The sequence below is a fragment of the Vibrio sp. 1401 genome (genome assembly GCF_033340295.1).
On record NZ_JAWOWF010000006.1, the window covers coordinates 17233 to 43364 of the forward strand.

Sequence of the window (26132 nt, forward strand, 5' to 3'; positions counted from 1 at the left end):
TATACGGAATAAGGAACATCATGCACTTTGGACGTCATATTTCAGGACAATTTAACGTAGAGCTAGAATCGATTCGTACTCATGTATTAACCATGGGAGGCTTGGTAGAGCAGCAGCTTTCGTATGCTATTCAAGCCTTGCATAAAGAAGACATCGAACTGGCGCGTAAGGTTGTGCGTGACGATCATAAAGTGAATGCGATGGAAGTCTCGATCGATGACGCCTGTACACGCATTATTGCTAAGCGTCAGCCAACGGCAAAAGACTTGCGCTTAATCATGGCTATCATCAAAACGATCACGGATTTAGAACGCATCGGTGATGTGGCGACACGCATTGCTTACGTTGCCATTGAAAGCCCATCATCAAAAGAACGACAATTCCAAGTGTCGTTAGAGCCTCTCTGCCGTCAGGCAATTAATATGCTGCATCAGGTTTTAGATGCGTTTGCCCGCATGGATGTAGAAGCGGCAGCAGAGGTGCACAAACAAGATGACAAACTAGACGCCGAGTATGAAGCGGTGATTCGTCAGTTGATGACATACATGATGGAAGATCCAAAAAATATCCCTAATATTCTGCAAGTGATGTGGTCGGCACGCGCGATTGAGCGCGTGGGGGACCGCTGCCAGAACATCTGTGAATACATTATTTACTTCGTGAAAGGGAAAGATGTACGCCATCTAGGTGATCAAAGTATTGATGACGTACTGAAGTAACTGACTTCAATAAATAGACCAGCTTTTAGGCTGGTCTATTTATTAGAGAGAAGGAAAGCACATCAATATTTATCAGGAACGAAGGTCTGATCATCAATGGGCGCTCTGACGTAACCTTCTTTATTGAGTTCAGGTAATTCGATGGGTGAGTACTCAAGTGCTTTGTAATCAATCTGGCTTAGTAAATGACTGATACAGTTCAAGCGCGCTTTCTTTTTGTCATCAGAAGGGACGACCCACCAAGGGCAGTTTTTCGTGTCTGTATAGGCAAACATCTTATCTTTTGCTTCCGAATACTCCGCCCAGCGATGACGTGACTCTAAATCCATTGGGCTGAATTTCCAACGTTTGATCGGCGTATTAATTCGACCTAGAAAACGTTTTTCCTGCTCTTCGTCTGAAACCGAAAACCAATACTTAATCAGAATAATCCCATAGCGTTGCAACATTCTCTCGAATTCAGGGCAAGAGCGTAAAAACTCCTCGTATTCGTCTGGAGTACAGAACCCCATGACTTTTTCGACACCTGCTCGGTTATACCAACTTCGGTCAAATAAAACGATTTCACCAGCAGATGGTAAATGAGCGACGTAACGCTGGAAGTACCATTGCGTTTTTTCTTTTTCTGTCGGTGCAGGCAGAGCCACTACGCGACAAACACGCGGGTTTAGCTTTTCTGTAATTCGCTTTATCACTCCGCCTTTGCCCGCAGCATCACGTCCTTCAAACAGAACCACCACTTTTAACCCTTTGTGTTTGACCCACTCTTGAAGTTTTACGAGCTCAACTTGAAGGTTTTTGAGCTCCTTTTCGTATTCCTTTTTCTTCAATTTAGACATACACCTTTCCTCACTCCTTGATAAACAATATGTTAGCACTCAAAAGCTATGCGCGTGAGGTTACGGTGGTCTATTTGAGAGCTGCTACGACATCGGTAATGGCTTGTGTACTTGTGATGGGGATTAAAAAATCATCGACATCGGATGCGCCCATTTTGCTTTGTTCAGCAACAAAGGTCATTTGGCTAGGGCGTGTGGTTTTGCCTGACAGATGGATTTCAGGAACTTGAGTGTCTTCTACTAACGCACGTACGTTACTCGCATTAACGCCAGCACCCGCCATGATTGCTATGCGTCCTTGGGCTTGCTTAACCAAAGCTCTAAGCACATCGATCCCTTGTGGTGCTGAAGGCGCAAGACCGGAGGTTAAAATACGTTCACAACCTAAGCTGATCACTTCTTCCAAAGCTTTTTCAGCGTCACGACACTGGTCAAAGGAACGATGGAAGGTCACGCCTAAGCCAAGCGCTTGAGCAAATTCACACAGCGCAGCCGCGTAAGGCATATGAATATCACCGTCTTGAGTGAGCACGCCGAACACGACACCGCTCAAGCCTGATTGGTGAGCTGCTTCAATATCCCAACGCATCATTTCGATCTCTTCTGCATTGTAGAAGAAGTCACCTTGGCGTGGGCGGATCATGGCATAAACTGGAACACTCGAAAGCTTAGCCGCTTGCTGCATAAAGCCATAACTGGGTGTTAGTCCGCCTAAAGCCAAAGAGGAGCAAAGTTCAATCCGAGTGGCGCCGCCAGCAATGGCGTAGTGCAGAGATTCAATATTATCAATACAGACTTCTAGGTGAGTAACCACGTTCATTCATCCTGCTAACGTTACAAATAGGTGTTGTGGCTAAGATATTAACAGGGCAAGTAAGCAGAATCTGTATGGAGGAGATGATAAATAGAGGTAAAGTTTACGCTAAAGCGTTACCTCATTTTGGCGGTTTATCTGAAGGAAAAAGAAAGCCCAGAGCAGAGGCTCTGGGCTTTGATAGGACTTTACTTAGACTGATTGGCGTTTGCGGTTTTCCGCATTAGCTTATTGCTTTATATACATCCAACCATCACACCCGTTGAGCTAGGGTGAAGGTCTATTATTTTTTGCCTAGGTCAGCTGCGTGCTCAGATAGGAACGCTGCAACACCTTTTGGAGATGCGTCCATACCTGCTTTACCTTCTTCCCATTGTGCAGGACATACTTCGCCGTGCTTCTGGTGGAAGTTAAGAGCGTCAACCATGCGTAGCATTTCGTCGATGTTACGGCCTAGTGGTAGGTCGTTAACTACTTGGTGACGTACAACGCCTTCTTCGTCGATTAGGAAAGAACCACGGAAAGCAACGCCTGCTTCTGGGTGCTCAACGTCGTAAGCTTTACAGATTTCGTGCTTAACGTCAGCAACTAGTGGGTACTTAACTTGACCGATACCGCCATCTTCGATAGCAGTGTTACGCCATGCGTTGTGAGAGAACTGAGAATCGATAGAAACACCGATTACTTCAACACCTTTAGCTTGGAAGTCAGCTAGACGGTTGTCGAATGCGATTAGCTCAGATGGGCAAACGAAAGTGAAATCTAGTGGGTAGAAGAATACTACTGCTTTCTTACCTTTAGTGAACTCTGCAAAGTTGAAGTTTTCAACGATTTCACCGTTACCTAGAACAGCTGCTGCAGTAAAATCAGGGGCTTGACGACCTACTAGTACCATTTTTTTGCTCCTAAAAAGTATGGTTAGCTCCAAACCGAATTCAGTTGTGTCGGTTTGGTTCGTGTTTGTACGAGACAAACTATAGTACAGATTGTAGTATTGAAAAAAGCGAAATAAATAGATTGAGTTAATCGAAAAAAACGATAATAACAAAACTCTTAACTCGATCACTGGAACGGCGGTAGATACAAATACAATTATGAATAAATGGCCCAGTTTGAAGCAGTTACACTATTTAGTCACACTGCATGAAACAAGACATTTTAGTGACGCTGCAGAGCGTTGTTTTGTCAGTCAGTCGACTTTAAGTAAGGGTATTCAAAACTTAGAGGAATTGATAGGTTGTCCCTTATATGAAAAGAAAGATAAGAAAAGTCCACTGGTTTTTACCCAAACAGGAGAAATGGTAGTAAAGCAGGGGCGAGAGCTGTTAGCAAAAGGGCAAGATTTGGTCGAGCTTGGACGTATGTGCCAAGGCGACGATATGCAAGGCCAGCTAAAAGTAGGATGTATACCAACAATTGCTCCGTTTTTACTGTGTGATTTGGTACAAGAGGTGAACTACCGTTTTCCACAACTGAATCTTTTATTAAGAGAAGACACGACGACAAACTTACTTCAAGCGCTCAGACATGGTGAGCTGGATGTGCTTATTTTAGCGTTACCAGTCGAAATTGATGGGATGGAAAGCCGAGTAGTGGGTAAGGATCCGTTTCGAATGGTTATAAGCGCTAATCAAGCCCAATCGGTCCCTGTGCCGATTCGTTACGCGGATTTACCTGACGAATCCGTCTTTCTACTAGAGAAAGAACATTGCTTAACGGAACATGCGGTATCAGCGTGTAAATTAACAGACAAAGAAAAAATCAATCCGTTTACGGCAACCAGCCTCCATACACTGGTGCAAATGGTTGCGAATGGTTTGGGAACAACGTTCATTCCTCAAATGGCTATCGACCATGGCTTGCTGCATAACCAGAATTTAGTCGTGATCGATCCTCCTGGTAAACAAGCTTATCGCGAAATCGGCTTAGTTTGGCGTCCGAGCTCGTCAAGAACGAAAACATTTAATCAACTTGCAGAAGTCGTTTCAGAGCTGCTTTAGCTATTAGTATTAGCCCTTACTTCTCCATTATTTATCTAAAAGCGCACTGGAAACAGTGCGCTTTCTAGTATTTTATTCTGTTGGTAAACTTTGACTTGTAAAATTTTACAGCTCTTCTTTGATGAAGCTTTCATAAAATAGTGAAATTTCACAATGTTAATTTTACACAAAGCCCTGCATACCTTGTTTGACCCCTGTTTAAATACATCTCTTCAGCCCTTGTGAATACAAGGTGTTTGTTTACCAGTCTATATTCATACGCTTGTTTGAAATGATAAAACGACTTTAAATTTAATGTAATTTTATTACGTAATAACTTACAAAATAAGGCGCTTGATAGATGGTTTTTACCTTGCGGAATAAAACTTTGAATTTTCTGTTTTGTTTATATTGGGGGTTTCACTAAACCCCTTGTTGATATAGCTTATTTAAAGGCCGATACGACTTATGTCTAGATTGAAAATACACGTAGCATTACGCAATCTATCGGCATGGCTAGACGAGTTGAACACAAAGTTAAAGGATGTAATTTGTTGTTCATAACTTACAAATGTAGCTTTACGCTGACTGCCCAAGATTGATAAAGCACGTTAAGGATGAATGATTATGCTTGCTCAGACAGAACAAAAAACACAACAACTAAAGCAAACCCAAGGCATGCTTGAGGTGAATGGAGTCGTTGCTCCAGAACATCAAGCAATTTTCCCTGTTGAAGCCCAAACCTTTTTATCTCTACTGTGTGAAAAATTTGCCGGACGTGTTGAACAGTTGCTGGAAGCAAGAGAAGAGAAGCAAGCACGTATTGATGCTGGTGAGCTACCAGATTTTCTACCAGAGACACAAGACATCCGTGAAGGAAGTTGGAAGATCCTAGGAATCCCACAAGATCTGCAAGATCGCCGTGTGGAGATTACCGGACCAACTGACCGCAAGATGGTGATTAACGCACTGAATGCGAATGTAAAAGTGTTCATGGCAGACTTCGAAGATTCAATGTCTCCAGCATGGAGTAAAGTGCTGGATGGTCAAATTAACTTGCGCGATGCTGTTAATGGCACCATCAGTTACACCAATCCTGGCAATGGCAAACATTATCAGCTGGAAGATGACCCAGCGGTGTTGATCTGCCGTGTTCGCGGCCTTCATTTAAAAGAAAAACACGTTACGTGGCACGGTCAGATCATTCCAGGTGCGCTATTCGATTTCGCTCTGTATTTCTATAACAACTACAAAGCGTTACTTCAAAAAGGCAGCGGCCCTTATTTCTACCTTCCAAAACTGCAATCGCATCACGAAGCGAAGTGGTGGAGCGAAGTGTTCCATTTCACGGAAGACTACTTCGGTTTGGATACAGGCACCATCAAAGCGACTGTGCTGATTGAAACCTTACCAGCGGTATTTGAAATGGACGAGATTCTGTTCTCGCTTAAAGAACACATCGTTGGTTTGAACTGTGGTCGCTGGGATTACATCTTTAGCTACATCAAAACATTGAAAAAACACTCAGACCGAGTACTGCCAGATCGCCAAGTGGTAACGATGGACAAGCTATTCTTAAACGCTTACTCGCGATTATTGGTACGTACTTGCCATAAACGAGGTGCTTTCGCGATGGGAGGAATGGCCGCATTTATCCCAGCTAAAGACCCGAAAGAGAATCAAAAAGTATTAGACAAGATCCAGACTGACAAATCGTTAGAAGCTAACAACGGCCACGACGGTACTTGGGTGGCTCATCCAGGTTTGGCTGACACTGCTATGGAAGTCTTTAGTGCTGTGCTGGGTGAACGCACCAACCAGTTGGATGTGAGCCGTGCAGAGGATGCGCCTATTACAGCAGCTGAACTGCTTGAGCCTTGTGAAGGCGAGCGCACTGAAGGCGGAATGCGCCACAATATTCGCGTTGCGCTGCAATACATCGAAGCTTGGATTTCTGGCAATGGTTGTGTGCCGATTTACGGACTGATGGAAGACGCAGCAACGGCAGAAATCTCACGCGCCTCTATCTGGCAATGGATTCAACACGGCAAGTCGCTAGACAACGGATTAAAGGTCACTAAAGAGCTGTTCGAGCTCTATCTCAAAGAGGAGATTGAAGTCGTGAAGCAAGAAATTGGCGAGCAGCGCTACCATGCGGGTCGATTTGAAGAAGCAGCAGACTTAATGGCAAGGCTCACGACGAGCGATGAACTGACCAACTTTTTGACAGTTCCTGGTTATGACTACCTGGATTAATAAAGAATAACTGTAACACCAATAACGTGAAGGATTTTCAAGGCAGATAGGGAAGTACTGCCTGAGAACGGAAACTCAACGCACACGCATAAAGTGCAAATTATAAAGAGGGATAGACCAATGACTAACTTAACTCGCCGCCAACAAATTGAAGCTCTGGAAAAAGACTGGGCAACTAACCCACGCTGGAAAAATGTGAAGCGTACTTACACTGCCGAGGAAGTGGTGGAACTGCGTGGCTCTATGGTGCCTGCAAACACAATTGCACAACGTGGTGCAGACAAACTTTGGTCACTGGTCAACGGTAGTGCGAAAAAAGGTTACGTAAACTGTCTTGGTGCGCTAACGGGTGGTCAAGCCGTTCAACAAGCTAAGGCAGGTATTGAAGCGATCTATCTGTCAGGCTGGCAGGTAGCGGCGGATAACAACACCGCTTCGACGATGTATCCAGACCAATCTCTTTACCCAGTAGATTCTGTACCGTCAGTAGTAAAGCGTATCAACAACTCATTCCGTCGTGCAGACCAAATTCAGTGGGCTGCTGGTAAGACGCCTGAAGATGAAGGTGGTATTGATTACTTCCTACCTATCGTAGCGGATGCGGAAGCGGGCTTTGGTGGTGTGCTTAACGCTTACGAACTAATGAAATCGATGATCGAAGCCGGTGCCGCGGGCGTTCACTTTGAAGACCAGTTAGCATCGGTGAAAAAGTGTGGTCATATGGGTGGTAAGGTATTAGTTCCTACGCAAGAAGCGGTACAAAAGCTCGTTGCAGCTCGTTTGGCTGCTGACGTAGCGGGAACAACAACATTAGTTATTGCTCGTACTGATGCGAATGCGGCGGATCTCATTACTTCAGATTGCGACCCATATGATAAAGACTTTATTGAAGGTGAGCGCACTCAAGAAGGTTTCTACCGCGTTCGCGCGGGTATCGACCAAGCGATTTCTCGCGGTCTGGCTTACGCACCATATGCAGACTTGATTTGGTGTGAAACGGCTACGCCATGTTTGGAAGAAGCACGTAAGTTTGCAGAAGCAATTCACGCTGAATACCCAGATCAATTGTTGGCGTACAACTGCTCGCCTTCATTCAACTGGGAGAAAAACCTAGATGCAGAAACCATTGCTAAGTTCCAACAAGAGCTTGCAGACATGGGCTACAAGTACCAATTCATCACGCTAGCAGGCATTCACAACATGTGGTTCAACATGTTTGAACTGGCACACGCTTACGCTCAAGGTGAAGGTATGCGTCATTATGTTGAGAAAGTTCAGCGTCCTGAATTCCAAGCGGCTGAAAAAGGTTATACGTTTGTTGCGCACCAACAAGAAGTAGGTACAGGTTACTTCGATAGAATGACCAATACTATCCAAGGTGGTAACTCTTCAGTGACAGCATTGACAGGTTCGACCGAAGAAGACCAATTCTAATTGGCAGAGAAACACTTCCTTAATCAGCGTCAGTAATGGCATTTTGAGCGGCAACCCTGCCGCTCTTTTTTCGTTTAACCGGTGTAAAAACGAAACTTACAACAAAGAGAATACGCTTGCGTACTACTCTTCCTGCTCGATTTCTTCAGGTTCCACTTCTTCTTGCAGTTCCAATAAGTTAATCGCAATGGTCACAAAGTCACTGTCAGTAATGATGCCGACCAATCGACCTTTGGTGACAACAGGTAGACAGCCAACTTTATGCTTTTGCATATAGATAGCGCTCTCTTTGAGCCCCGCGATAGGCTCTGCCGTCATGATATTGGTGTGCATCATTTCGTAGAGCGGTGTGTCTAAAGTAAAAGATTGTTCAGCCTCATCTGGGTGCAAGCTCGATTCTTGAGCAGCAAGAATGTCGCGTTGAGTCACCAAGCCTTGTAAGTGGTTATTGGCATCAACAACCGGAATGTGTCGAATATCAAGCGCATCCATCATGCTTTTTGCATCACGCAAGGTGTGCGTGCGCAGTAAGGTATGAGGATTACGAGTCATCATGTCTTCAACCTTGATCATAGAGACCTCCAGCGGCATTGTCCTTCTCTTAAATATAGAGAATATTTTTCTGTATATCTGGGAGCTAACTCGTTTTTCATCAATTAAATAGCACAATGCTGATGGGCTGCGTAATCTGTGTTTTATTGGTGTTTTTATTAATTTGAATAAGTCGGTTTGTGTGCGAGTCAGTTGGCATTTTTAGTTGATATTGAATGTGTTCCCAAGGTAATCCAATGAATTGAATCGCACATTTTTATTCGCTGGATTTTCCAAGATTCTTCTCTCGAAGAAGATACGTCCAGGCTTACCAAATTGAAGACAGCAACCTATATGAAACGAACAACGTGTAACAAACTTATTGCGCTGGCAGTGGCGGCATTCAGTGTGCCATCAACACAGGCGATTGTGTTAGGAGATGAACAAACCGATCCTGTTGACCGCGTTACTTTGCGAGCAAGTAACATGGCAGAGTTTCCGCTGTGTGGTGGAACGATGCTGACAGAGCAATGGGTACTGACTGCGGCGCACTGTGTGGTGATGGGACAAGGAACCAATGAAGCAACCTACTATGTGACCCCGCCGGGTGAGCTGTCGGTGAATGCGAATGCGTATGAACTTAATTCTGCAGGGCTTGATAACTTTTATCCGGTGTCTCACGTTGTGGTTCATCCGGATTACACCCGGATTTCAAAAGCTGAGACCGACAGTAATGGCAACGTGAAACCTATCCAAACCGGTTTAGATTCAGACATCGCGTTGCTGTATCTCACGCGCCCAGTGGCAAACGCGAACTTTGCTGACCTAGCGAGTAAAGTTGACATGGAGAGTATCGAAGCACGTTTGGTGGCGGATTGGAACGATAATTACCTGACCAATCAACGTGTCGAAAATGTGCAAGTGTTTGGATGGGGGGCTACTCAGCCGGATGCTTCTGAACCTTCTAATACGCTCAAAACCACCATTAGCACATTTTTACCCATCGACAAATGTTATGAGCGTTTAGAAATTGGCAGCAGTTTTCCGGGGATCATTGATTCAAGAGACAACCAAACCAAAATTTGTACGCTACCAACACAAAACCATGTATTGGAGCCAGATAGCCATACTCAATATGGCAACTCTGCATGTAAAGGTGACAGTGGTGGCCCGTTGGTCGATGTGGCGACCGGCAAACAAATTGGTATTGTTAGTGGCGGCCCCCTTATTCTACCAACGTGTGGCTCTTTGACGATCCCAAGTTTCTATACCAAGGTGAGCCACTATTACGACTGGGTACAGTCTTACATCACTGCCGATGCGCCACCAAGTCGTTACATCATTGCGCCGAATTTTATCAAAAGTGCTAACAATGAAAGTGGTGACAATAAAGAGTGTCACGATGGCATTGCGACCAATAACTGTGATTTCAAAGGCTCAGATGATGAAGGTGGCAGTCTAGGGTTTTTGTTATTGGGTTTATTCGTGCCGTTATTCTTGTGGCGAAAGCGTGAGGTTTGATAGGGCGATTGGAATGCCAAACTAATAAGCAGCGGTATACGTTGCTTTGCTTTTTTCATGTTCTCTCTTTGGGGCTCAAATTAAAAATAGTGCCAAGTAATCGAGGCTTTTCACGTTTTATTACACTCTTCACCATGGCTTTTACTGCTATATTCTGGTGATTTGCTTGCTATTGCAGCATGTAAACATATACTAGTCTGCTGCGAAAAACTCGTCGCAATTTTATCGTCGCCTAGACGTGATTTGACCAATAGATAAGACAAGTAACATGCAAGTATCAGATTTCCATTTCGACCTTCCAGATGAACTCATCGCTCGCTACCCTCAACCAGAGCGTACCGCTAGCCGACTGCTGCAAATGGACGGCAATACCGGAGAGCTCATTGATGGCACATTTACTGATGTATTGGGCCAAGTTCAACCCGGTGACTTAGTGGTGTTTAATAATACTCGTGTTATTCCTGCTCGTCTTTTTGGCCGCAAGGAATCGGGCGGTAAATTAGAAGTGCTGGTGGAGCGCATGTTGGATGAGAAAAGCATCCTCGCGCACGTTCGTTGCTCTAAATCACCAAAACCAGGTACAACCATTATTGTTGGCGAGAATGATGAATATTCAGCAGAAATGGTTGCACGCCATGATGCTTTATTTGAACTGAAATTTAGTTCTGATAAGACGGTACTAGAAATTCTGGAAGAAATCGGCCATATGCCGCTTCCTCCTTACATCGACCGTCCAGACGAAGATGCAGATAAAGAGCGTTACCAAACGGTATATAATCAAAAGCCAGGTGCGGTTGCGGCACCGACAGCGGGCCTTCACTTTGATGATGTTCTCTTGGAGAAAATCAAAGCGAAAGGTGCAGAGTTTGCTTACGTTACTTTGCACGTTGGGGCGGGTACATTCCAGCCGGTAAAAGTGGAAAATATCAACGATCACCACATGCATGCCGAGTACGTAGAAGTACCACAAGAAGTCGTCGAAGCAATTAAAGCGACGAAAGCGCGTGGCGGACGAATTATTGCTGTTGGTACCACATCTGTGCGTTCACTTGAAAGTGCAGCGCAAGACGCATTGCAAAAAGGGACTGAGCTGGCCCCATTCTTTGGCGATACTGAAATCTTTATTTTCCCTGGTTACGAATATCAGCTGGTGGATTGCTTGATCACCAACTTCCACTTGCCTGAATCAACATTGATCATGTTGGTGAGTGCATTTGCTGGATACGAGAACACCATGAATGCTTACAAACATGCGGTGGAAAACAAATACCGTTTCTTCTCGTATGGCGATTCAATGTTCATCAAGAAGAAAACGGCGTAGTTAAAAATAGATTTACGAGTGCTAGCAGTAAGCTAGGAAATAAAGCATCCATTGCTTTGTCTCTCGCAAGGAAAAGCGACCGCTCCTTAAAGTAGGGTAGAGCCCTAAACACTCAGTCAGACTGTTTCTCTGACACCCGGAGGCATCGTGAAATTAAAATTCGATCTTAAGAAGAAAAACGGCAATGCACGTCGTGGTCAACTGACTTTCGAACGCGGCACTGTTCAAACTCCTGCGTTCATGCCAGTAGGTACTTACGGTACCGTTAAAGGTATGACACCAGAAGAAGTAAAAGGTACTGGTGCAGAAATTCTGCTAGGTAATACTTTCCACCTGTGGCTACGTCCTGGTCAAGAAGTGATGAAAATGCACGGTGACCTGCACGATTTTATGAACTGGCACGGTCCTATTCTTACTGATTCAGGCGGCTTTCAAGTATTCAGCCTTGGTAAGATGCGTACGATCACTGAAGAAGGTGTTCACTTTCGTAACCCAGTAAACGGTGACAAGATTTTCATGGACGCAGAAAAGTCGATGGAAATTCAAAAAGACCTGGGCTCTGACATCGTTATGATTTTTGACGAGTGTACGCCTTACCCAGCGACACACGATGAAGCGAAGAAATCGATGGAAATGTCATTACGCTGGGCACAGCGTTCACGTGACCACTTCGAGAAGCTAGAAAACCCGAACAACCTATTTGGTATTGTCCAAGGTGGTGTTTACGAAGATTTACGTGATGTGTCGGTAAAAGGTCTAACGGAAATCGGTTTTGACGGTTACGCGGTTGGTGGTTTGGCAGTAGGTGAGCCTAAAGAAGACATGCACCGTATTCTTGAGCATACTTGTCCTCAACTTCCTGAAGACAAACCTCGCTACTTGATGGGCGTAGGTAAGCCAGAAGACTTGGTTGAAGGTGTTCGTCGTGGTATCGACATGTTTGACTGTGTAATGCCAACGCGTAACGCACGTAATGGTCACTTATTTGTGACTGGTGGTGTGATCAAGATCCGTAATGCGAAACATAAAACGGATACAACACCATTGGATCCGCATTGTGACTGTTACACTTGTCAAAACTACAGCAAGTCGTACCTTCACCATTTAGAGCGTTGTAATGAAATCTTAGGCGCTCGCTTGAATACAATCCATAACCTGCGTTACTACCAACGTCTGATGGAAAGCATTCGTAAAGCAATTGATGAAGATCGCTTCGATGAATTTGTTACTGAGTTCTATGAGCGTCGTGGCCGTGAAGTGCCACCACTAGCAAAAGAGCAGTAATTGAAAAACTAAAAGAATTAAAGCCTTTGGCATGTCGCCAGAGGCTTTTGCTAATAAAGTAGGCTAACGCACGTTATTTTTGAGAGAGCGATCTCTATTAGTTACTCTCAGACTTGAATCTAAAATGCGAAAGCCCAATTTGTTTGATTATCAATAAAATATAATGAGGATGTTTTAATGTTTATTTCTCAGGCTCACGCAGCAGCAGAAGGCGCGCCAGCAGGCGGTGGTTTTGAAATGCTAATCATGCTTGGCATGTTCGCAGTGATCTTTTACTTCATGATTTACCGCCCACAAGCGAAACGCGTAAAAGAACACAAAAACCTAATGGCTTCTATGGGCAAAGGCGACGAAGTTTTAACTAGCGGTGGCCTAGTGGGTAAAATCACTAAGATTGCTGAAGACAATGACTACATTTCAATTGAGCTTAACGCGAACAATGAAGTAGTAATCAAGAAAGACTTCATCACTGCAGTGCTACCAAAAGGTACGCTTAAGTCTCTATAAAACAGCTAAAGGATCCTCGCTGTGCTAAACCGTTATCCATTATGGAAGTACTTGATGGTGCTTTTTGCCATCATCACCGCTGCGTTATACGCACTTCCAAATATCTACGGTGAAGATCCGGCTATTCAAGTTACAGGGGCGCGTGGCGCCTCTGTAGATATGTCAACGCTGGATGCTGTCACTACTGCTCTTAACAAAGAGCAACTTTCTCATAAATCCATTGCTCTCGAAGATGGATCAATTCTTGTTCGTTTTAACGACACTGACACACAAATCAGTGCTCGTGATGTCATCAGCGAAGCGCTAGGCAAAGACACAATTGTTGCACTTAACCTTGCACCTTCTACACCCGATTGGCTAGAAGCGATTGGCGCGTCACCATTGAAGCTAGGTCTTGACCTTCGCGGTGGTGTTCACTTCTTAATGGAAGTGGATATGGATGCAGCGATGGAAAAGCTTATTGGTCAACAAGAAGAAGCTTTCCGTAGCGAACTTCGTGACGCCAAGATTCGTTACCGTGCAATCCGCCCTTCTGGAAAAGAAGCGGTAGAAGTGTTGTTGCGTAACGAAGAGCAATTAGCAGAAGCGAAAGCAACGCTAGAAAAGAATCACCCGGACATGATTTTTGTCGATTCTGATTCAAATGGCCGTTACGCTCTTACTGCAACCTTTACTGAGCAACGTTTACAAGAGATCCGTAACTATGCTGTTGAGCAAAACATTACGATTTTACGTAATCGTGTCAACGAACTAGGTGTTGCGGAACCATTGGTTCAACGTCAAGGTGCTAGTCGCATTGTAGTTGAACTGCCTGGTGTTCAAGACACTGCTCGTGCAAAAGAAATTCTCGGAGCTACGGCAACGCTTGAATTCCGTGAAGTTGATGATAAAGCTGACCTATCGGCAGCGGCAAATGGTCGTGCGCCAGCAGGTAGTGAAATCAAGATGGACCGTGATGGTCGCCCAGTTGTGCTTAAGAAGCGCGTTATTCTTGGCGGTCAAAGCATCACAGATGCAAGCTCAAGTGTTGATGAATATGGTCGTCCACAAGTTAACATCTCGCTAGACAGCGAAGGTGGTAATAAGATGTCTGCGTTCTCTAAGAAGAACATTGGTAAGCTAATGGCTACCGTGTTTGCAGAATACAAAGACAGTGGCCGTCGTACGCCTGAAGGCAAAGTTATTCTGGATAAGCATGAAGAAGTCATCAACCAAGCAACGATTCAATCGGCTCTTGGTCGTAACTTCCGTATCACAGGTATCGACTCTGCTGCAGAAGCACACAACCTAGCACTTTTACTACGTGCTGGTGCACTGATTGCACCTATCTCTATCGTTGAAGAACGTACCATTGGTCCATCAATGGGCCAGCAAAACATCGATATGGGTATCCAAGCATGTATCTGGGGTATGGTTGCCGTAATGCTATTTACGCTGCTTTACTACCGCGGCTTTGGTTTGATTGCAAACATTGCTCTAATGGCAAACTTAGTGCTTATCATTGGTGTTATGTCGATGATTCCAGGCGCTACCATGACGCTTCCGGGGATAGCCGGTATCGTGTTAACAGTCGGTATGGCAGTTGATGCGAACGTACTGATCTTCGAGCGTATCCGTGAAGAAATTCGTGATGGACGTAGTCCACAACAAGCGATTCACCAAGGTTACGCGAATGCATTCAGCACGATTGCTGATGCGAACATCACAACACTAATTACTGCAATCATTCTATTTGCGGTCGGTACAGGTGCGGTGAAAGGTTTCGCAGTTACTCTATCTATCGGTATCTTAACTTCAATGTTCACCGCCATTATTGGTACACGTTGTATCGTGAACCTGATCTACGGTGGCAAACGCGTTGATAAATTGTCGATCTAAGGCTGGGAATTAATATGTTTCAAATTCTAAAAGCAGAGAAGACGATCGGCTTTATGCGTTGGTCGAAAGTAGCATTCGTTTTTTCAATTATAATGATTGCTGCTTCTATCTTCACTTTGTCAACCAAGTGGCTTAATTGGGGTCTAGATTTCACTGGCGGTACTCTTATCGAGGTCGGTTTTGAACAGCCAGCAAACCTTGAAGAGATTCGTGCAGCACTAGATTCAAAAGGCTTTGGCGATGCGACAGTACAAAACTTCGGTAGTGCTCGTGAAGTCATGGTTCGTCTTCGTCCACGTGATGACGTTTCTGGTGAAACGCTAGGTAACCAAATCATTGGTGCTATCAAAGATGGTACTGGCGAAAGCGTAGAAATGCGTCGTATTGAGTTCGTAGGTCCCAACGTTGGTGATGAGCTAACAGAAGCTGGTGGTCTAGCGATCTTGGTATCGCTGATCTGTATTCTGCTTTATGTATCGATGCGATTTGAATGGCGTCTAGCGGCTGGTGCGGTAATGGCATTGGCTCACGATATAATTATCACGCTAGGTGTCTTCTCGTTTCTACAAATTGAAGTTGACCTGACTATCGTAGCTGCGCTACTGACGGTTGTGGGCTACTCACTCAACGATACCATCGTTGTATTTGACCGGATTCGTGAAAACTTCCGTAAGATGCGTAAGGGTGAACCTTCAGACATTATGGACGCCTCAATCACTCAAACGTTGAGCCGTACATTGATTACATCTGGTACGACGTTGTTCGTGGTAATTGCACTGTTCATGCAGGGTGGTGCTATGATTCACGGCTTTGCAACCGCACTTTTACTCGGTATCACTGTAGGTACTTACTCTTCTATCTACGTAGCATCAGCACTGGCTCTAAAACTGGGTATCCAGAAAGAGCACTTGATGCCACCTCAAGTAGAAAAAGAGGGTGCAGAGTTCGACGAAATGCCATAAGGCAGATTGAGAACCGAAAACAAAAACCGCTGAACAATCAGCGGTTTTTTTATGCCTGATAGATTTGAAAGTTTCATTTTTTTTGAGGTACTTCCAGCTTGAATTGTAGTTTTTTGATTGAGTTGAATATCGGAAGTATGTTCAACAATTTCGGGAGGAAATAATGTCAAGGCAAGCTGAAATAAAAGTACAGTTACTGAAGTTTGTAGAGATTTCTTACAAGCACAATAAAGGTGTTACCACCAAGCTAGTTACTGGAGGGAAAAGGTTCAAGTTAGCAGTTGATGAGTCAGGTAAAGTAACTTTATCTGGTGAGCTTGGATTTACTAAGTTTGAAGTTTCAAAAGAAATGGTTGAAGAGCTGGGCATAAAATTAAAAGCCGTTTCTGTTACTTTTAAAACTACTCGTGATGGTGTTTTGACATACAGTGGGAGTGTTTCTCTTTTTGGTGTTGTTTCCTTTGGAGTTACTGGGCAGGTAAATGTCCGTGAGCTTTTAGAGCAGTGCGAGTGGGGGCTTTGTAAGTACAGATTTAAGCCGAGTAAAATTGATCAAGCGCTCCGTGAAGCTGGGGTTTAGTTGGTTATGCTAAATAGAATTCTACCTATTCCGGTTTTACTAAGTGTTTCAACGCCCTGCATCGCAAGTCCACTCCACGATACTTACCTTGATATACGTAATAATTTATACAAGATGCAGTATATAGAGGTGGTAGAAGCTATGGCAGGACCAAATCTATCGATTGAAGAGCTGAACAGTATTAAGTCTCACCCAATAAAATTTGGTCATCAATTTCCATTTTTATCATCTATCCCATCAAGTTTGGTTACAGAGCTGTCTTACTTTGAAGAGTACAGTGAGGATGGAGGAGTTGGATGTCTTTCTGTAAACGGCTTTGGTGATGTATACCAGCCAGTCACGGTTTCGCTGCAGTTTTTAATGAAGGAACAAATATGGAAGGTTAAGCACGTAAAAATAGACCACTTATCTGACTACGACCGTTTCTACAAACAGGCTGATTGTTCGAAATAAAAAAGCCCCGCTCAATGAGCGGGGCTTTCTAAAGTCATCAGCGTGACGGGCTATATATGACTTTCAAATCTTACTTAAGGATCGCGCTGTTACCGTTTTCGCGGATGTGCTTAAGGATAGATTTTACGCCACGAGCGCTTGAAGCAACGATGTTACCAGACTTCATGTAGTCAGTGCCGCCAGCAAAGTCTGTTAGGATTGCGCCAGCTTCACGAGCAATAAGCTCACCTGCTGCCATATCCCAAGGTTTTAGGCCTAGCTCGAAGTAACCATCAACACGGCCAGCAGCCACGTAACAAAGGTCAAGAGCAGCAGAGCCGCTACGACGGAAATCAGCACATTCAGTGAATAGCGCACCAACGATCTTGATGTAAGACTCAGCGTGTTGTTTCTGCTTGAATGGGAAGCCTGTTGCTAGAACAGTACCTTGAAGGTCTTTTAGTTGAGCAACACGAATACGTGCACTGTTTAGTTGAGCGCCGGCACCGCGTTGTGCAGTGAATAGCTCGTTTTGCATTGGATCGTAAACACAAGCAACTTCAGTTTTGCCCTTAATACGAACAGCGATAGAAACCGCGAAAGTTGGGTAACCTTTTACAAAGTTAGTGGTGCCATCCAGTGGGTCGATGATCCATTGTACGTCTTTATCTTTACCTTCGATAAGACCTTGTTCTTCAGCAACGATACAGTGCTCAGGGTAAGACTGCTTGATAGTATCGATGATGATGTATTCTGCTTCTTTGTCTACGTTAGTGACAAAGTCATTAGTGCCTTTAAGAGTAGATTCTACTTTATCAGTGTTTTCTAATGATTTAGCAATATGATTGCCTGCCTTTCGCGCAGCGCGAATAGCAATGTTTAGCATTGGATGCATACGAATTTCCCAACGGATGTTAAAGAACAAATGAAAGCGGCGGCGAGTATACCAGAGATAATCAAAAAGGGAAGTGGTTATTTTTTACTCTAATTGCGGCCGGCTGAGTGTACAGATCATACTGCGGACGAGAACAATAACCAAGAATGAGAAGAGAGGTCTGCTTGCCTCTAGGGTGTCTTAAAAAACTATGATAACATTCTGCGGTTTTAATTTAGGTAGCAAACACAGATGTTGGATCAAGTAAAAATTGTACTCGTAGGTACCTCTCATTCAGGCAATATTGGCTCAGCAGCTCGAGCAATGAAAGTGATGGGTTTAAACCAACTAGTATTAGTCGATCCACAATGTGAAGTGGATGAACAAACTCTTGCTTTAGCTGCGGGTGCTGGTGATATTGCTCAAAATGCAAAGATTGTCGGCACATTAGAAGAAGCGGTTGAAGATTGTGGCCTTGTTGTGGGTTCTAGCGCCCGCTCTCGTACATTAGAATGGCCAATGCTCGAGCCACGTGAATGCGGTGAGAAATTTGCAGTTGAAGGCCGAAAGCATCCGGTTGCGCTCGTGTTTGGCCGAGAAAGAACTGGTTTGACAAACGAAGAGCTACAAAAGTGCCACTACCATGTTTGTATTCCCGCTAATCCTGAGTACAGCTCGCTTAACCTAGCGATGGCTGTACAAACTCTCAGTTACGAAGTGCGAGTTGCACACTTGAACTTAGAGCAAAGCCAGTTTTCCCCAAATGAATCGGAAGAATACCCGCGTCATCGAGAACTCGAATTGTTCTTCGAGCATCTTGAAAAGGTGATGGTTGAGACCCAGTTTATTAACAAAGAGCAACCTGGACAGGTGATGAATAAGTTGCGCCGTTTGTTCTCTCGTGCTCGACCAGAAACCCAAGAACTTAATATTCTACGAGGCGTTTTGACTTCGATAGAAAAGAAGTTCTGAGTGAATAATAACCACTTTAGATGTGAGGATGAATACCTGAGTAAAATGGTCAAATAAATACTTGACCAAATTACTCAGGTATGGAAAAATCTTAACCATTACAAACCATGTGGATACGGTGTGGTATGAAACTTACATCTAAAGGAAGATATGCGGTGACAGCCATGCTGGATGTGGCACTGCATTCGCAACAAAACCCTGTACCTCTGGCTGATATTTCAGAGCGTCAAGGGATCTCGCTCTCTTACTTAGAGCAGCTATTTTCAAAATTGCGTAAAGCAGGTCTCGTTGCCAGCGTTCGTGGTCCTGGTGGTGGTTACCGACTTGGTGCCGACGCTCACAGTATCGCTATTGGTACCGTGATTGCTGCCGTTGATGAGTCAGTAGATGCAACCAAATGCCAAGGTAAAGGAGATTGCCAAGGTGGAACACGTTGCCTTACTCACACGCTGTGGCGTGACCTAAGCTCTCGCATTAGTGACTTTTTGAATAACATCACTCTTGGTGAGTTGATGACAGACAATGAAGTACTCGAAATTTCTGATCGTCAGGACATTGATCTGGCGGTAACCCATGGGCTATCAAACAAAAATACAACCGCCGCGCCCATCGGTGTAAACGTCCGCTCTTAGCGGTCAGCTTTTTACATTGGAGTAGAGAATGAAACTGCCGATTTATCTTGATTATTCCGCTACATGTCCAGTTGATCCACGTGTTGCTGAAAAAATGGTTCAGTACATGACAATGGATGGCACATTTGGCAACCCAGCGTCACGTTCGCACCGTTACGGCTGGCAGGCAGAAGAAGCGGTCGATACTGCTCGTGAGCAAATTGCTGACCTTCTAAATGCAGATCCTCGCGAAATCGTATTTACATCTGGTGCGACAGAATCAGACAACCTTGCGATTAAAGGTGCAGCGCACTTTTACTCGAAGAAAGGCAAGCACGTAATCACTTGTAAAACAGAGCACAAAGCCGTTCTTGACCCATGTCGTCAACTTGAGCGTGAAGGCTTTGAAGTGACTTACCTTGAGCCAGAATCAAATGGCTTGATCGATCTAGAGAAGCTTAGAGCAGCCATGCGTGATGACACCGTGCTTGTGTCTATTATGCATGTAAACAACGAGATTGGTGTGGTTCAAGACATTACAGCGATCGGCGAACTGTGTCGTGAGCGTAAAATTGTTTTCCACGTGGACGCTGCGCAATCTGCAGGTAAATTACCAATCGACGTTCAAGAGATGAAAGTTGATCTAATTTCACTTTCTGCTCACAAAGTTTACGGTCCTAAAGGTATCGGTGCACTTTACGTACGTCGTAAGCCTCGTATTCGTCTTGAAGCGCAAATGCACGGTGGCGGTCATGAGCGTGGTTTCCGCTCTGGTACACTACCTACTCACCAAATCGTAGGCATGGGTGAAGCATTCCGCATTGCAAAAGAAGACATGCAAAAAGATTACGATCATGCTTTAGCGCTTCGTAACCGTCTTTTTGATGGCGTGAAAGACTTAGAAGCAGTGACGGTAAACGGTGACTTTGAGCAGCGTGTACCACACAACCTAAACATCAGTTTCGCATTCGTAGAAGGTGAATCACTACTAATGTCGCTTAAAGATCTAGCGGTATCTTCTGGTAGTGCTTGTACGTCTGCAAGCCTTGAGCCTTCTTACGTTCTTCGTGCCCTAGGCATGGATGACGAATTGGCTCACAGCTCGGTTCGTTTCTCGTTTGGTCGTTTCACGACTGAAGAAGAAATTGATTACGCAATTGAACAAATCCGCGTTGCAGTGACTAAGCTACGCGACATGTCTCCTCTATGGGATATGTACAAAGAAGGGATTGATTTGAGCACTGTTGAATGGGCTCACCATTAATCTCAGGGATTGAAATAGAGGATTCGAGGTAATTTATCATGGCATACAGCGAAAAAGTAATTGATCACTACGAGAACCCACGTAACGTTGGTTCATTCGATAAAGAAGATCCATCAGTAGGTAGCGGCATGGTTGGCGCTCCTGCGTGTGGTGACGTAATGAAGCTTCAAATCAAAGTGACACCTGAAGGTATCATCGAAGATGCGAAGTTCAAAACATACGGTTGTGGTAGTGCAATCGCATCAAGCTCACTAGTAACTGAGTGGGTAAAAGGTAAGTCAGTTGATGAAGCGGCAGCAATTAAAAACTCTGAGATTGCTGAAGAGCTAGAGCTTCCACCAGTGAAAGTTCACTGTTCTATTCTTGCTGAAGATGCAATCAAAGCAGCGGTTGCTGACTACAAGAAAAAACACCAAGAATAATTATTCCGTAATATAATGGGAGCTTTGACGCTCCCATTCCAATCGAAATTTAGACAGACTAAGGTGCAGTATGGCCATCACAATGACAGAATCAGCGGCAAGTCGCGTAAGAGCATTCCTAGATAACCGAGGCAAAGGTATCGGTTTACGTCTTGGAGTGAAGACGACTGGCTGTTCCGGCATGGCATACGTACTTGAGTTTGTTGATGAGCTCAATGAAGAAGACGAAGTATTTGAACTCTCTGGAGTGAAAATTATCATCGATCAAAAGAGCTTAGTGTACCTAGATGGTACTGAATTGGATTACGTGAAAGAAGGGTTGAATGAAGGTTTTGAATTCAACAACCCTAACGCGAAAAGTGAATGTGGTTGTGGTGAAAGCTTCAACGTCTAATTGATTGTCCTTCTGGGCAAACGAGTCCGGAAGGCTTTACTAGGACCCGAACTTAATGAATCACTTTGAATTATTTGGGCTACCAAGTCAGTTTAAGCTGGATGGTAGCCTTCTTTCTTCTCAGTTCCGAGAACTACAAAAACGCTTCCACCCGGATAACTTTGCAACGGGCTCAGAACGTGACCGTTTGATGGCGGTGCAAAAGGCGGCGCAAATCAACGATGCCTATCAAGTTCTGAAAAATCCTATTTCTCGCGCCGAGTATATCCTCGCAGAGCAAGGTGTTGAGATCCGAGGTGAACAGCAAACAATGCAAGATCCGATGTTCTTAATGGAGCAAATGGAACTGCGCGAAGAACTGGAAGAGATTGCTGACAAGTCCGATCCTGAATCGGCGCTTTTTGACTTCGACTCTAAGGTCAGCAAAATGTACAAACAGCATCTGGCAAGCGTCGAGCAAGAGCTTGATGATGGTCTATGGACTGAAGCCGCAGACCGAGTTCGTAAGCTAAAATTCATTGCCAAACTAAAGAACGAAATTGAGCTAGTCGAAGACAAACTCCTCGGCTAGTAAGCGTGACAAGGACCTATCATGGCACTACTTCAAATCGCAGAACCGGGCCAAAGCTCGGCACCTCATGAGCATAAGTTAGCAGCGGGTATCGACTTAGGTACTACCAACTCTTTGGTTGCTTCTGTACGTAGCGGCGATGCAACTCCACTTGCGGACGAGCAGGGCCGTACTATTTTACCTTCAGTCGTTAATTACGCTGAGGAAACGTTAACGGTCGGCCACGAAGCCAAAGCCAAAGCAGAGTTTGAACCAGAGAACACGATTATCTCTGTAAAACGTTTGATCGGTCGTTCATTAAAGGACATTCAGTCCCGTTACTCTTCACTTCCTTATCGTTTTAAAGAGAGTGAAAACGGCCTGCCAATTCTGCAAACACCTCAAGGTGACAAAAACCCGATTGAAGTATCTGCGGACATCCTGAAAGTATTGGGTAAGCGAGCTGAAGATACGTTAGGTGGTGAGTTAGCTGGTGTAGTTATTACCGTTCCTGCTTACTTTGATGACGCGCAACGTGCAGGTACAAAAGATGCGGCGAAATTAGCTGGTCTTCATGTTCTCCGTCTACTTAACGAACCAACCGCTGCGGCAATTGCTTATGGCCTAGACTCTGGTCAAGAAGGTGTGATTGCGGTTTACGATCTAGGTGGCGGTACTTTTGATATCTCTATCCTACGTTTATCGAAAGGCGTATTTGAAGTATTAGCAACAGGTGGCGACTCTGCATTAGGCGGTGACGACTTCGACCATCTATTTGCCGATTATTTAATGGAGCAAGCGGGTCTAGAAGCGCCGCTTTCTGCAGAAAAGAACCGTACACTGTTGAACATTGCTACTGAAGCTAAGATTGCTTTCTCTGAGCAAGACAGTGTTGACGTTGACGTTTTTGGTTGGAAAGGCACCGTGACTCGCGAGCAGTTCGAAGATCTGATTCGTCCGCTAGTGAAGAAAACCCTGATGTCTTGCCGCCGTGCGCTGAAAGATGCGGATGTAGATGCGGAAGATGTACTTGAAGTAGTCATGGTCGGTGGCTCAACACGCACATTGCTTGTACGAGAAATGGTTGGCGAATTCTTTGGCCGTACACCACTGACAAGCATTAACCCAGATGAAGTCGTCGCAATCGGTGCGGGTATTCAAGCTGATATCCTAGCGGGTAACAAACCTGACTCTGAAATGTTGCTTCTTGATGTGATTCCACTGTCGCTCGGTATTGAAACCATGGGTGGTTTGGTCGAGAAGATCATCCCCCGCAACACTACGATTCCCGTTGCGCGTGCGCAAGAATTTACCACATTCAAAGATGGCCAAACGGCGATGAGTGTTCATGTGGTACAAGGTGAACGTGAAATGGTTGATGACTGTCGTTCACTTGCTCGCTTCTCGTTAAAAGGTATTCCTCCGATGGCAGCGGGTGCGGCACATATTCGCGTGACTTACCAAGTTGACGCAGATGGCCTTCTTTCTGTTACGGCAATGGAGAAGAGCACTGGTGTTCAATCAGAGATTCAAGTAAAACCTTCTTACGGCTTAAGTGACAATGAAGTGGCGGATATGTTGCGTGATTCAATGACGCACGCAAAAGAAGACATGCAAGCTCGTGCCTTAGCTGAGCAGCGTGTTGAAGCCGACCGAGTGATAGAAGGTTTGATTGCAGCGATGCAAGCTGATGGTGATGACTTACTATCAGAACAAGAGAAACAAAACTTGATTAAAGCCATCGAAGCCTTGATTGAGCTGCGTAATGGTGATGATGCAGATGCGATAGAGCAGGGCATTAAAGATACCGATAAAGCGAGCCAAGATTTCGCATCACGCCGTATGGATAAATCGATTCGAGCTGCGTTGTCAGGTCAATCAGTAGACGATATATAAGAGATAAGTAGTTATGCCTAAGATTATTGTATTACCACACGACGATTTGTGCCCAGAAGGTGCAGTGTTGGAAGCAAACTCTGGTGACACCGTTCTAGACGTAGCGCTAAAAAACGGTATCGGTATTGAACATGCGTGTGAGAAGTCATGTGCGTGTACTACCTGCCACGTAATCATCCGTGAAGGTTTTGATTCACTCGAAGAAAGTGAAGAACTAGAAGACGACATGCTAGATAAAGCGTGGGGTCTAGAGCCTGAGTCACGCCTAGGGTGTCAGGCGAGAATTGCTGATGAAGACTTGGTGGTAGAAATTCCTAAATACACATTAAACCACGCTTCAGAAGATCACTAAAACTATCTTCCCAATATAGGGAAGAAGCAAAAGGAAGATGAGCAATGAAATGGACAGATTCTCGCGATATCGCGATTGAACTTTGTGACAAGTTTCCAGATGTCGATCCAAAAACAGTGCGTTTTACCGATCTTCATCAATGGATCATGGAGTTAGATGAGTTTGACGATGAGCCAAACCGTTCTAATGAAAAGATTCTAGAAGCCGTTATCATGTGCTGGATGGACGAAGCAGACTAAGTCTGTAAAACACAGCCTAGTTAACAATTCTTACTAAAAAAAGCGGACCTTTAGGTCCGTTTTTTTATCCAATTGACATTTTTGCCCTACATAATGCTAACATCCGTGAGTTATTTAAAAGAAGCAGCGTAGGCAACGCTGCTATAAGACAAGGAGAAACCATGTCTACACAGATGTCTGTATTTTTAAGTCAAGAGTCGGCAGCACCACATTGGGGTGAAAAAGCACTGCTTTCATTCGCTGAAAACGGCGCAACTATTCACTTAGGTGAAGGTCATGATCTCGGCGCAATTCAACGTGCAGCTCGTCAGCTAGATGGCCAAGGAATTCGTTCTATTTTTCTTTCTGGTGATAACTGGGATCTAGAGAGCGTATGGGCTTTCCACCAAGGGTTCCGTAACCCTAAAAAACATGGCTCAGTTGAGTGGGCAGCATTGTCTGATGAAGATCAAGCAGAGCTTCAAGCTCGTATTACTTCGACTGATTTTACCCGCGATATTATCAACAAAACGGCAGAAGAAGTTGCTCCTCGTCAGCTAGCGACAATGGCTGCTGAATTCATCAAATCTGTTGCGCCGAAAGGCACGGTGACAGCTCGTATCGTCAAAGACAAAGACTTGTTGGCAGAAGGTTGGGAAGGTATTTACGCAGTAGGCCGTGGTTCTGAGCGTACTTCTGCGATGCTTCAGTTAGACTACAACCCAACTGGTGACGAAAACGCACCTGTATTCGCATGTCTTGTGGGTAAAGGCATCACCTTTGATTCCGGTGGTTACAGCTTGAAGCCTTCTACCTTCATGAGTGCAATGAAAGCAGATATGGGTGGCTCGGGTACTATAACTGGTGGCCTAGGATTAGCTATCTTGCGCGGTTTAAACAAGCGCGTAAAACTGATCTTGTGTTGTGCTGAGAACATGGTTTCTGGCCGTGCCCTTAAGCTTGGCGACATCATCACTTACAAAAACGGCAAAACCGTTGAGATTATGAATACCGACGCGGAAGGTCGCTTGGTGCTTGCCGACGGTCTTATCTACGCCAGTGAGCAAAAGCCTGAGTTAATTATTGACTGCGCGACGCTAACAGGCGCAGCGAAGAATGCGTTAGGTAACGATTACCATGCGCTAATGAGCTTTGATGATGAGCTATCGCATCAAGCGCTTACGGCGGCAAACCAGGAAAAAGAAGGCTTGTGGCCGCTACCACTTGCTGACTTCCATCGAGAAATGCTGCCATCTAATTTTGCCGATTTATCGAATATCAGCTCTGGTGATTATTCTCCAGGTGCAAGCACTGCAGCTGCATTCTTGTCTTACTTCGTTGAGGACTACAAAAAAGGCTGGTTACATTTCGACTGTGCGGGTACGTATCGTAAAGCCGCTTCTGATAAATGGGCTGCGGGAGCAACGGGTATGGGTGTTCGTACACTTGCTCGTTTCCTCAATGAGCAAGCTGGAAAATAAGATTGATTGCAGCACTCTCTTGTTTGAGTGCTGCTCTTACC

General features: G+C 44.8%; 27 protein-coding genes. 22 read left to right on the plus strand and 5 right to left on the minus strand.

What is annotated here, in order from left to right; all coding sequences use genetic code 11:
* Positions 1 to 20: 20 nt before the first annotated feature.
* Entirely contained in the window at positions 21 to 719 is a 699-nt protein-coding gene (gene phoU, locus R7Z77_RS04970; RefSeq protein WP_005381744.1) for a phosphate signaling complex protein PhoU, read from the plus strand.
* A gap of 62 nt (positions 720 to 781) precedes the next feature.
* On the opposite strand, the gene ppk2 is transcribed toward phoU, so the two are convergent.
* From ppk2 to R7Z77_RS04985, 3 genes are all read right to left on the minus strand, one after another.
* Positions 782 to 1558: a polyphosphate kinase 2 gene (gene ppk2 / locus R7Z77_RS04975; protein WP_318136612.1), complete on the minus strand. Its 777-nt coding sequence runs from the start codon at positions 1556 to 1558 to the stop codon at positions 782 to 784.
* 70 nt (positions 1559 to 1628) lie between these two features.
* On the minus strand, positions 1629 to 2372 hold the full coding sequence (locus R7Z77_RS04980; protein WP_141135606.1) for a copper homeostasis protein CutC: 744 nt from the start codon (positions 2370 to 2372) through the stop codon (positions 1629 to 1631).
* A 283-nt stretch (positions 2373 to 2655) separates the two neighbouring features.
* Positions 2656 to 3267, minus strand: coding sequence for a peroxiredoxin C (locus R7Z77_RS04985; protein WP_005381738.1), 612 nt, complete (start codon positions 3265 to 3267; stop codon positions 2656 to 2658).
* A gap of 199 nt (positions 3268 to 3466) precedes the next feature.
* On the opposite strand from R7Z77_RS04985, the gene R7Z77_RS04990 reads away from it, so the two are divergent.
* From R7Z77_RS04990 to aceA, 3 genes are all read left to right on the plus strand, one after another.
* Positions 3467 to 4372, plus strand: a complete 906-nt coding sequence (locus tag R7Z77_RS04990; RefSeq protein ID WP_005383681.1) for a hydrogen peroxide-inducible genes activator — start codon at positions 3467 to 3469, stop codon at positions 4370 to 4372.
* 606 nt (positions 4373 to 4978) lie between these two features.
* Positions 4979 to 6607 (plus strand): malate synthase A, encoded by a 1629-nt coding sequence (aceB, locus tag R7Z77_RS04995; protein WP_213967869.1) that lies wholly within the window; start codon positions 4979 to 4981, stop codon positions 6605 to 6607.
* A 120-nt stretch (positions 6608 to 6727) separates the two neighbouring features.
* A complete protein-coding gene (gene aceA / locus R7Z77_RS05000) occupies positions 6728 to 8041 on the plus strand; it encodes an isocitrate lyase (protein WP_005381733.1) in 1314 nt (437 codons plus the stop codon).
* A 123-nt stretch (positions 8042 to 8164) separates the two neighbouring features.
* Here aceA and R7Z77_RS05005 read toward each other — a convergent pair whose 3' ends face one another.
* Positions 8165 to 8614 carry a CBS domain-containing protein gene (locus R7Z77_RS05005; protein ID WP_017820562.1) on the minus strand — a complete coding sequence of 150 codons (450 nt, stop codon included), beginning with the start codon at positions 8612 to 8614 and terminating at the stop codon, positions 8165 to 8167.
* 312 nt (positions 8615 to 8926) lie between these two features.
* On the opposite strand from R7Z77_RS05005, the gene R7Z77_RS05010 reads away from it, so the two are divergent.
* The 8 genes from R7Z77_RS05010 (at position 8927) to R7Z77_RS05045 (ending at position 17078) form a co-directional block, all read left to right on the plus strand.
* Positions 8927 to 10093 carry a S1 family peptidase gene (locus R7Z77_RS05010; protein WP_213967870.1) on the plus strand — a complete coding sequence of 389 codons (1167 nt, stop codon included), beginning with the start codon at positions 8927 to 8929 and terminating at the stop codon, positions 10091 to 10093.
* 268 nt (positions 10094 to 10361) lie between these two features.
* Entirely contained in the window at positions 10362 to 11414 is a 1053-nt protein-coding gene (gene queA, locus R7Z77_RS05015; RefSeq protein WP_005381728.1) for a tRNA preQ1(34) S-adenosylmethionine ribosyltransferase-isomerase QueA, read from the plus strand.
* Positions 11415 to 11561: 147 nt separating this feature from the next.
* Positions 11562 to 12698, plus strand: a complete 1137-nt coding sequence (gene tgt / locus R7Z77_RS05020; protein WP_005381727.1) for a tRNA guanosine(34) transglycosylase Tgt — start codon at positions 11562 to 11564, stop codon at positions 12696 to 12698.
* Positions 12699 to 12875: 177 nt separating this feature from the next.
* Positions 12876 to 13205, plus strand: coding sequence for a preprotein translocase subunit YajC (gene yajC / locus R7Z77_RS05025; RefSeq protein ID WP_005381725.1), 330 nt, complete (start codon positions 12876 to 12878; stop codon positions 13203 to 13205).
* A gap of 21 nt (positions 13206 to 13226) precedes the next feature.
* On the plus strand, positions 13227 to 15083 hold the full coding sequence (gene secD, locus R7Z77_RS05030; RefSeq protein WP_080960089.1) for a protein translocase subunit SecD: 1857 nt from the start codon (positions 13227 to 13229) through the stop codon (positions 15081 to 15083).
* Between the two features lie 14 nt (positions 15084 to 15097).
* A complete protein-coding gene (gene secF, locus R7Z77_RS05035; RefSeq protein ID WP_005383689.1) occupies positions 15098 to 16045 on the plus strand; it encodes a protein translocase subunit SecF in 948 nt (315 codons plus the stop codon).
* 163 nt (positions 16046 to 16208) lie between these two features.
* Positions 16209 to 16625: a hypothetical protein gene (locus tag R7Z77_RS05040; protein WP_017633921.1), complete on the plus strand. Its 417-nt coding sequence runs from the start codon at positions 16209 to 16211 to the stop codon at positions 16623 to 16625.
* Between the two features lie 141 nt (positions 16626 to 16766).
* Complete coding sequence (locus R7Z77_RS05045) at positions 16767 to 17078, plus strand: hypothetical protein (protein WP_017633920.1); 312 nt, start codon at positions 16767 to 16769, stop codon at positions 17076 to 17078.
* 70 nt (positions 17079 to 17148) lie between these two features.
* On the opposite strand, the gene suhB is transcribed toward R7Z77_RS05045, so the two are convergent.
* Positions 17149 to 17952, minus strand: coding sequence for an inositol-1-monophosphatase (gene suhB / locus R7Z77_RS05050; protein WP_005381722.1), 804 nt, complete (start codon positions 17950 to 17952; stop codon positions 17149 to 17151).
* 231 nt (positions 17953 to 18183) lie between these two features.
* On the opposite strand from suhB, the gene trmJ reads away from it, so the two are divergent.
* The 10 genes from trmJ (at position 18184) to pepB (ending at position 26091) form a co-directional block, all read left to right on the plus strand.
* A complete protein-coding gene (trmJ, locus tag R7Z77_RS05055; RefSeq protein ID WP_017633919.1) occupies positions 18184 to 18903 on the plus strand; it encodes a tRNA (cytosine(32)/uridine(32)-2'-O)-methyltransferase TrmJ in 720 nt (239 codons plus the stop codon).
* A 125-nt stretch (positions 18904 to 19028) separates the two neighbouring features.
* On the plus strand, positions 19029 to 19535 hold the full coding sequence (iscR, locus tag R7Z77_RS05060; RefSeq protein WP_005381720.1) for a Fe-S cluster assembly transcriptional regulator IscR: 507 nt from the start codon (positions 19029 to 19031) through the stop codon (positions 19533 to 19535).
* A 28-nt stretch (positions 19536 to 19563) separates the two neighbouring features.
* Positions 19564 to 20778, plus strand: a complete 1215-nt coding sequence (locus R7Z77_RS05065; protein ID WP_005381719.1) for an IscS subfamily cysteine desulfurase — start codon at positions 19564 to 19566, stop codon at positions 20776 to 20778.
* A 38-nt stretch (positions 20779 to 20816) separates the two neighbouring features.
* The gene (gene iscU, locus R7Z77_RS05070) at positions 20817 to 21200 is read left to right on the plus strand and encodes a Fe-S cluster assembly scaffold IscU (RefSeq protein ID WP_005381718.1); all 384 of its coding nucleotides are present in this window, start codon (positions 20817 to 20819) and stop codon (positions 21198 to 21200) included.
* A gap of 70 nt (positions 21201 to 21270) precedes the next feature.
* Entirely contained in the window at positions 21271 to 21594 is a 324-nt protein-coding gene (iscA, locus tag R7Z77_RS05075; protein WP_005381717.1) for an iron-sulfur cluster assembly protein IscA, read from the plus strand.
* A gap of 55 nt (positions 21595 to 21649) precedes the next feature.
* Positions 21650 to 22165, plus strand: coding sequence for a co-chaperone HscB (hscB, locus tag R7Z77_RS05080; RefSeq protein ID WP_005381716.1), 516 nt, complete (start codon positions 21650 to 21652; stop codon positions 22163 to 22165).
* A gap of 21 nt (positions 22166 to 22186) precedes the next feature.
* Positions 22187 to 24040, plus strand: coding sequence for a Fe-S protein assembly chaperone HscA (gene hscA, locus R7Z77_RS05085; RefSeq protein WP_053302969.1), 1854 nt, complete (start codon positions 22187 to 22189; stop codon positions 24038 to 24040).
* Between the two features lie 13 nt (positions 24041 to 24053).
* Complete coding sequence (gene fdx / locus R7Z77_RS05090; RefSeq protein ID WP_005381713.1) at positions 24054 to 24392, plus strand: ISC system 2Fe-2S type ferredoxin; 339 nt, start codon at positions 24054 to 24056, stop codon at positions 24390 to 24392.
* Positions 24393 to 24436: 44 nt separating this feature from the next.
* On the plus strand, positions 24437 to 24631 hold the full coding sequence (iscX, locus tag R7Z77_RS05095; RefSeq protein ID WP_005381711.1) for a Fe-S cluster assembly protein IscX: 195 nt from the start codon (positions 24437 to 24439) through the stop codon (positions 24629 to 24631).
* Between the two features lie 161 nt (positions 24632 to 24792).
* The gene (gene pepB, locus R7Z77_RS05100) at positions 24793 to 26091 is read left to right on the plus strand and encodes an aminopeptidase PepB (protein WP_005381709.1); all 1299 of its coding nucleotides are present in this window, start codon (positions 24793 to 24795) and stop codon (positions 26089 to 26091) included.
* Positions 26092 to 26132 lie beyond the last annotated feature (41 nt).

Coding starts and splice junctions, on each gene's coding strand:
- phoU (WP_005381744.1), top strand. CDS start 21: ATGCACTTTGGACGTCATATTTCAGGACAATTTAACGTAGAGCTAGAA.
- ppk2 (WP_318136612.1), bottom strand. CDS start 1,558: ATGTCTAAATTGAAGAAAAAGGAATACGAAAAGGAGCTCAAAAACCTT.
- R7Z77_RS04985 (WP_005381738.1), bottom strand. CDS start 3,267: ATGGTACTAGTAGGTCGTCAAGCCCCTGATTTTACTGCAGCAGCTGTT.
- R7Z77_RS04990 (WP_005383681.1), top strand. CDS start 3,467: ATGAATAAATGGCCCAGTTTGAAGCAGTTACACTATTTAGTCACACTG.
- aceB (WP_213967869.1), top strand. CDS start 4,979: ATGCTTGCTCAGACAGAACAAAAAACACAACAACTAAAGCAAACCCAA.
- aceA (WP_005381733.1), top strand. CDS start 6,728: ATGACTAACTTAACTCGCCGCCAACAAATTGAAGCTCTGGAAAAAGAC.
- R7Z77_RS05005 (WP_017820562.1), bottom strand. CDS start 8,614: ATGATCAAGGTTGAAGACATGATGACTCGTAATCCTCATACCTTACTG.
- R7Z77_RS05010 (WP_213967870.1), top strand. CDS start 8,927: ATGAAACGAACAACGTGTAACAAACTTATTGCGCTGGCAGTGGCGGCA.
- queA (WP_005381728.1), top strand. CDS start 10,362: ATGCAAGTATCAGATTTCCATTTCGACCTTCCAGATGAACTCATCGCT.
- yajC (WP_005381725.1), top strand. CDS start 12,876: ATGTTTATTTCTCAGGCTCACGCAGCAGCAGAAGGCGCGCCAGCAGGC.
- secF (WP_005383689.1), top strand. CDS start 15,098: ATGTTTCAAATTCTAAAAGCAGAGAAGACGATCGGCTTTATGCGTTGG.
- R7Z77_RS05040 (WP_017633921.1), top strand. CDS start 16,209: ATGTCAAGGCAAGCTGAAATAAAAGTACAGTTACTGAAGTTTGTAGAG.
- R7Z77_RS05045 (WP_017633920.1), top strand. CDS start 16,767: ATGGCAGGACCAAATCTATCGATTGAAGAGCTGAACAGTATTAAGTCT.
- suhB (WP_005381722.1), bottom strand. CDS start 17,952: ATGCATCCAATGCTAAACATTGCTATTCGCGCTGCGCGAAAGGCAGGC.
- trmJ (WP_017633919.1), top strand. CDS start 18,184: ATGTTGGATCAAGTAAAAATTGTACTCGTAGGTACCTCTCATTCAGGC.
- iscR (WP_005381720.1), top strand. CDS start 19,029: ATGAAACTTACATCTAAAGGAAGATATGCGGTGACAGCCATGCTGGAT.
- R7Z77_RS05065 (WP_005381719.1), top strand. CDS start 19,564: ATGAAACTGCCGATTTATCTTGATTATTCCGCTACATGTCCAGTTGAT.
- iscU (WP_005381718.1), top strand. CDS start 20,817: ATGGCATACAGCGAAAAAGTAATTGATCACTACGAGAACCCACGTAAC.
- iscA (WP_005381717.1), top strand. CDS start 21,271: ATGGCCATCACAATGACAGAATCAGCGGCAAGTCGCGTAAGAGCATTC.
- hscB (WP_005381716.1), top strand. CDS start 21,650: ATGAATCACTTTGAATTATTTGGGCTACCAAGTCAGTTTAAGCTGGAT.
- hscA (WP_053302969.1), top strand. CDS start 22,187: ATGGCACTACTTCAAATCGCAGAACCGGGCCAAAGCTCGGCACCTCAT.
- fdx (WP_005381713.1), top strand. CDS start 24,054: ATGCCTAAGATTATTGTATTACCACACGACGATTTGTGCCCAGAAGGT.
- iscX (WP_005381711.1), top strand. CDS start 24,437: ATGAAATGGACAGATTCTCGCGATATCGCGATTGAACTTTGTGACAAG.
- pepB (WP_005381709.1), top strand. CDS start 24,793: ATGTCTACACAGATGTCTGTATTTTTAAGTCAAGAGTCGGCAGCACCA.